Raw genomic sequence first — 5,036 nt, 5'->3', positions numbered from 1 at the left:
ACTAGCTGCTGATATTCTTTTAGTTTTTTCATAAATGTCACCGGCGGAGTGTTGTTTGTGCTTTTTAGCTCCTCGATTTTAGCTTTTATGACGTTTATCGGGCCTTTGTTTTCCTCGATGACGCATCTTTTAGACTCTAGCGTGCGCGGCATTTTTACGATCTGTTCTCTAATGGTTTTTATCTTTGCCATGCGCTCGTTAATCTGCTCGCCCGTGTTTTTTATCATGCTAAAATCGACTAAAATTTTATTATTTACGCCTTTTAGTTTTTTTATCTCTAGCGTGTCGGCGATTATGATGTTTGAGTTTGACACGAGCGTATCTATGACGACGCTTTCGGCGATTATCTCTCCGCCGATCGCTGATTTTATCACGGCTTTTTTAGCTTTTACTTTGCCGCCTTCTAGTCTATCTATCTCGACGTATTCTCCGTCAAAGCTACCGATATGTACGGCTATTTTAGCATCTTTTGCTTCGATGAGGGCTTTAGCGTGGGTTTGTCCTCCGATTACTACTTTATTTGCCTTTACTACGGCGTTTGCGGCTACGTTTCCTTCTATATTTATCTCGTTTGCTTCGACCGTCATGCCGGTACCTATGGCGTCTTTTGTTAGATCCTTTTCTTTTACGTTTAAAGTTACGTTTGTATCAAGACCCGTATCGACCGAGCCTGTGGTTTTAAATGAAATTTCATTTACGTCAAGCTCGTCTTTAATATCAAAAACGCCTTTTTCTTCCTGTACGTAACCGGATTTTTTTGAAAAGAATTTTGTTCCATCCTCGTCTTCTTTTGAGTAAATATTTTCTGTATGTTCTGGCATTTTTGCTATAGTAGCTTTGGCTTTTTGAGTAGGCAAAAGATTTCCTCGTACATCGCGGCCGTTTGCGCCCTCTCTTAGTTTTACGTATTCAAATATCAATTCATTTTCAGTGACGCCTAGTAAATAGCCTCTGTTTGCGTAGTCGACCTTATCGTTTTCGTCGGCGGATTTATTTTTATTTTTATAGTGAAACACTAGCGCATCGTCCGCCGACGGATTTACGTTTACGCCTGCAGTTACGACAAAGGTGTAGTCCTTGTCGATAAATTCTTTTACTCTTAAAACAGAATAAATTTTAGCAACCTCTTCTAGCATCGTTTTATTTCTGATACCCACTAATATTCCAACTTTTATCATCTTTTTGTAGATAAAATTTACAAGCTCTTTGTCAAATTCTTTAAAATAAATCGTGTCGGCGTTTTGCGAAACGGTGGCTAAAATTTTAGTTAAATTTTTATTAGCATTTATGACAACATTAGGCAAAGGCATAGGTTTTGCGCGCCTAACGTCGTAAAATTGAACTAGATAGCTTTGTTTTATGCTTTCTACTTTTTCTACGAAAAATTTATCGTCGTCAAAGATATTGAGTTTTTCCGCCGGGATTTGGCGAGGTTGGCTCTCGCCCGCCACCTTACACTCGGTTTTGATTTCTATGATATCAAAATCTATAAATTTGCTATCGACGCCGAAGTGCTTTGCTAAATTTAATATCTCGCCGTACGGATTAGCCGTCTCGACCTCCGTCTCGGCAAGGAAGTTTTGTTGCGCGTTTTGGTTTTCTGGCACGTGATACTCTCGCAATTTTTTGATTTTTAGTCGATTATCTCTAAAATTTCATTAAAAACTCTTGATTTTACGTCTTTTAAATCTAAATTTTCATATCATTGCGTCAAAAAATTTAATAGGATTTTCGTGTTTATAAAAGGCTTTTTTTCAAACAGTATCGGCATCATGGTTTCGCGAGTTTTAGGGCTCGTGCGCGACCTGCTCACGGCTTCTACTTTGGGTGCGAGCATTTACAGCGATATATTTTTCATCGCGTTTAAGATACCAAATTTACTGCGCCGTATCTTTGGTGAGGGGGCTTTTGCAAACGCTTTTTTACCAAATTTTACGAAATCAAACAAAAAATCGCTCTTTAGCGCCGAGATTTTTCTTAAATTTCTAGCCTTTATCGGCATTCTCACGCTTTTGGTAAATTTATTCGCCCCGTTTTTTACCGCCGTTATCGCCACGGGCTTAGCGCCCGGCGACATAAACGAAGCCGTCCCGCTCGTAAAAATCAACTTTTACTACCTCGCACTCATCTTTGCCGTTACATTTTTAGCCTCGCTTTTGCAGTATCGCGGACACTTTGCGACGACGGCATTTTCGACCGCTCTGCTAAATTTAGCCATGATCGGCTCTTTAGTTTTAGCTCGCGGACAGGAGCCTAAAGTCGTGGCTTATTATCTTAGTTTCGGCGTCGTTTTTGGCGGCGTTTTGCAGCTTATCGCGCACCTTATCGCACTTAAATTTAACGGCATCTCAAAGCTCTTTTTCGGCGGCTTAGTTAAATTTGCTCGTGGCAAAAGAGCCGATACAAAGGGCTTTTTTAGCAACTTTTTCCACGGCCTAGTGGGATCGTCCGCCATGCAGTTAAGCTCGTTTATGGATACGTGGCTGGCGTCGTTTTTGGCGGCGGGCTCGATCAGCTATCTTTTCTACGCTAACCGAATTTTTCAGCTACCCCTAGCTATATTTGCGATCGCGCTCTCAACCGCGCTTTTTCCTAAAATCACGCGCCAGATCAAGGCTGGCAACGAAGCCGAAGCTCTAAAATGGATGCGAAAAAGCTTTGAAATTTTATATTTTCTGCTCTTTGCGGCGGCCATCGGCGGTATCATTTTGGCAGATCCTATCATCAAACTGCTTTTTGAGCGCGGAAGCTTTACGCAGGCCGATACGGCAGCGACCGCAAGCGTTTTGGCCGCTTATATGATCGGACTTTTGCCTTTTGGGCTTGCTAAACTTTTTTCGCTTTGGCTTTATGCGCATTTACGGCAAAAGCTAGCCTCCAAAATAGCTGTTATCACGCTCGTTTTTAACCTCGTTTTGGCAGTCGCGCTGATGCAAATTTACGGCGCGTTCGGACTAGCACTTGCTAGCTCGCTAGGCGGGTTTTTGACGCTAGCTTTAAACGTTAAATTTTTTGGGATAAGGAAATTTTTAGCTATAATTGAGCCTAAAAAATTAACGCTTTTAAGCGCGGTTTTGGCTTTAGAGACAGTGATTTTGATATTTTTAAGGAAATTTTTAGATGCAATTTTTTGATAGCGTAAAAAGAAAAAAAGTAGAATTTGAGCCCGTAAAAAGCGACTTTGTGCGCATTTATGTCTGCGGGCCGACGGTTTATGACGACGCGCATTTAGGACACGCCAAAAGCGCGATTAGCTTTGATTTACTTAGGCGCACGCTAAGCGAGCTTGGCTACAAGGTCAAATTCGTGCGAAACTACACCGATATCGACGATAAAATTTTAAAGAAAATGGCGGAAAGCGGCGAGAGTCTAGAGGCAATCACGGATAGATACATCGCAAGCTACGAGCGCGATATGAGCGCGCTTAACGTACTTGAGCCAGATGTCAAGCCAAAAGCGACGCAGACGCTAAAAGAGATGACAGAGTACATCGAAATTTTGCTAAAAAACGGCTTTGCCTACGAGATAGCGGGCGACGGCATATACTTTGATACCGCAAAGGACGCGCAGTATCTGAGCCTGAGCAGTAAATTTGACACCGAGGCAAACATCGCTCGCGTGGCTAGTAGCGACGAAAAAAAGGACGAAAAAGACTTCGTACTGTGGAAATTTGACAAGAAATGGTACGAAAGTCCGTTTGGTCGCGGACGCCCGGGCTGGCATACCGAGTGCGTAGCAATGATAAAAAAGCACCTAAGTAGCGGCGAAAAATTTGAGATCGATATCCACGCGGGCGGGCTTGATTTGCTATTTCCTCACCACGAAAACGAGGCCGCGCAGTGCCGCTGCGCCGAGCGCAAGAGCCTGGCTAAATATTGGCTGCACAACGGCTTTATCCAAGTAAATAACGAAAAAATGAGCAAGAGCCTAGGAAATAGCTTTTTTGTTAAAGACGCGCTAGAGCGAAATTTGGGCGAGGCAGTGAGATTTTATCTGATCTCTAGCCACTACAGAGCGAATTTTAACTTTAGCGAAGACGATCTAAACGCCGCAAAAAAGCGCCTGGATAAAATTTACCGTCTAAAAAAACGAGTTCTTGGCGCGGCGGCAAATTTGAGCGCAAACGAGAAATTTAAGAGCGAATTTATGTCCGCGATGGGGGACGATCTAAACACCTCAAAAGCCCTTGCTAGCGTAGATGAGTTTGTCCGTAGCGCAAACGACGAGCTAGACGCGAACCCGAAAGATAAAGCCAAAAAAGGCGAAATCGCGGCAAATTTGGAGCTAATAGCGCGGGTGCTCGGTATCTTGCAAGTAGACGTATTTGAGTATTTTCAGTTTGGAGTGAGCGACGAAAAACGAGCCTATATCGAGGATCTGATAAATCAAAGAAACGAAGCCAAAAAAGCCAAAAACTACGAGCTATCGGATAAAATCCGCGATATGCTAGCCGCAAACGGCATCAGCCTCATGGATACGCCAGAGGGCTGCATGTGGGAAAAGATATGAAACAGATGAGCCTAAAAGAGGTTTTGCGGCGGTTTGCGCCCTATTTTAGGGATTATATTTCGTATTTTATCATCGCCATCGCCGGCATGCTGATGGCTAGCGGAGGTACGGCCGCGTCGGCATGGGTGATCGAGCCCGTGCTAAATAAAATTTTTATCGAAAAAAACAAAGACCTGCTTTATCTTTTGCCTTACGCTATCATCGCGATTTACTTTTTAAAGGGGCTTGGCACGTTTTTGCAGGCGTATTTTACGGCGTATATCGGGCAGGATATCGTGAGGAGATTTCGCGAAAAGCTGCTAAAAAACCTGCTAAATTTGGATATGAAGTTTTTTAACGATTACCGTACGGGCGAGCTAATCAGTCGAAATATCAACGACATCGACCGCATTAGAAGCATCGTTAGCTCCATGATCCCAGAGCTCATCCGCGAGGCTATCACGATCGCGGGACTGCTTTGCGTCGTGCTTTATCAGAGCTTGCAGCTTGCGTTTTTTGCGCTAGTTATAATGCCCGCAGCCGTCTAT

The 5,036-nt window shown here is 43.3% G+C and carries 4 protein-coding genes; 3 read left to right on the top strand and 1 reads right to left on the bottom strand.

The genetic code is table 11. The features are described 5' to 3' along the window. A partial coding sequence (locus tag Q0200_RS08595; protein WP_297940313.1) for a flagellar assembly protein A occupies nucleotides 1-1,622 on the bottom strand: 1,622 nt, incomplete at its 3' end. A 111-nt stretch (nucleotides 1,623-1,733) separates the two neighbouring features. Between Q0200_RS08595 and murJ the strand changes: the two genes are divergently transcribed. The 3 genes from murJ to Q0200_RS08580 all read left to right on the top strand — a co-directional run. After that, nucleotides 1,734-3,134 (top strand): murein biosynthesis integral membrane protein MurJ, encoded by a 1,401-nt coding sequence (gene murJ, locus Q0200_RS08590; protein WP_297940310.1) that lies wholly within the window; start codon nucleotides 1,734-1,736, stop codon nucleotides 3,132-3,134. Continuing rightward, nucleotides 3,121-4,509 (top strand): cysteine--tRNA ligase, encoded by a 1,389-nt coding sequence (gene cysS, locus Q0200_RS08585; RefSeq protein ID WP_297940307.1) that lies wholly within the window; start codon nucleotides 3,121-3,123, stop codon nucleotides 4,507-4,509. The genes murJ and cysS overlap by 14 nt, the downstream gene beginning before the upstream one ends. After that, nucleotides 4,506-5,036, top strand: a 531-nt coding sequence (locus tag Q0200_RS08580) for an ABC transporter transmembrane domain-containing protein (RefSeq protein ID WP_297940316.1), incomplete at its 3' end; no start/stop codon positions are given. The genes cysS and Q0200_RS08580, both read left to right, overlap by 4 nt.

It is taken from the genome of uncultured Campylobacter sp. (assembly GCF_938045225.1).
Taxonomy (GTDB): Bacteria; Campylobacterota; Campylobacteria; order Campylobacterales; family Campylobacteraceae; genus Campylobacter_A.
The sequence above is the reverse complement of the archived record's forward strand: the minus strand, read 5'-3'. Positions and strand labels throughout refer to the sequence as shown.